Origin of the sequence: Chromobacterium piscinae (assembly GCF_021129175.1) — a bacterium.
Taxonomy (GTDB): Bacteria; Pseudomonadota; Gammaproteobacteria; order Burkholderiales; family Chromobacteriaceae; genus Chromobacterium; species Chromobacterium piscinae.
Genome location: NZ_JAJOHV010000185.1, coordinates 1 through 1,270, shown reverse-complemented (window position 1 = coordinate 1,270; position 1,270 = coordinate 1). Strand labels below are relative to the sequence as shown.

Sequence of the window (1,270 nt, the reverse complement as noted above, 5' to 3'; positions counted from 1 at the left end):
CAAGGCCAAGCTGATGGGCGGTGACATGCTCAACACCCCCACTTTCATCCAGTTGGCCGGCGTGGACGCAGCCGGCCATTACTCGGCGGTGGCCGGCGGCGTGCTGAGCGCCCGCCCGGCGGGTAAGGCATTCGAGCGCCGCTACAAGGAGCGCTTCCATCAGGACGTGGTGCTGCTGGGGCCACAGTTCTACGACGGCGTGATGCTGGTGGCCGCGGCCATGAAGCAGGCGGGCTCGGTGGAACCGGCCAAATACCTGCCCAAGCTGGCCTCCATCCGCTACAGCGGTGTGACGGCAGACTTCGCCTTCGCGCCCAACGGCAACCTGTTGAAAGCGCCGGTGACGCTGTCCACGGTGAAGAACAACGCCTGGACGGTGGAGACAGTGGTCCGCTGAGCGTGATGGCTTAAAACGATACTTTCCCCTGCGTACTCCTCTGCCCTTGGGCCGGCTCTCTTCATACAGAGGCCGGTTTCTTTTTTACTTGCTTGTCTGTTTCGAGGTAGCAGCATGGGGATGTATCGCTGTTAAGCGGCGGTCTTAGATTTAGTGGCCTAATAAATGTAGTGTGATCAACCAATTCCGGATAGTTTTTGAGTTGAGTCTCTCAGCCCCCCGGCGGCAAACTGTTCTTGTGGCAATGGAGCCGCCGTCTATTGTGCTAGTTCATCACATAGTCGCTGGTTCCCTGCTGCGGATTCGTTAGCGGCAGTAAGCGGTCCCCGGCATCCTTTCTCTTCCTAACTACGGGACAACCCCTCTATCGAGGCGTTGTCCCAACAATTTTCCAGAGGGTCATGCTTTGCCGTCTGGTAACGCCAAAGCCGCTAATGGAATTTCACGCCGCGATATTAGCGGCCCTCAGAGTAATGAAAACAGCATCCGGCGCAGGCTGCCACGCTGTTCATCGGTATGCTTAAGCCCGCGGATGACCAAGTTTGCATCCGGCCTCTCCTAGTCCACTATCCAATCAGAGAAAAATCCAGCGCTACGGCAAGATCATGCTAATGATCCCGTCCAGATGCACGTGATGTTGCCGCACCAGATTTGATCTGGCGCATCTGGATAAACGCCGAACGACTGATGCAGTTGCGCATCCTCGCGGCGCAAACGGTTTCGCCGACACTGATGGTCTGGCAGACCTAGCGAACAGAGTGGTCTTGCTCAATGACGAGGAGGGTGGCTTCCAGTTTGAATTCGGGGTTGAAAGTATGAGGTGATCCACACATGGACCACATTGATTGAGGTGGGCGCTGTTGCATAAATCCT

1 protein-coding gene is annotated in these 1,270 nt (G+C 56.7%); it reads left to right on the top strand.

Features of this window, described 5'->3' with window-relative positions; genetic code table 11:
- Positions 1-397 (top strand): ABC transporter substrate-binding protein (locus tag LQR33_RS24115; protein WP_231470765.1); only part of this gene is annotated, 397 nt, incomplete at its 5' end.
- Between the last annotated feature and the right edge of the window lie 873 nt (positions 398-1,270).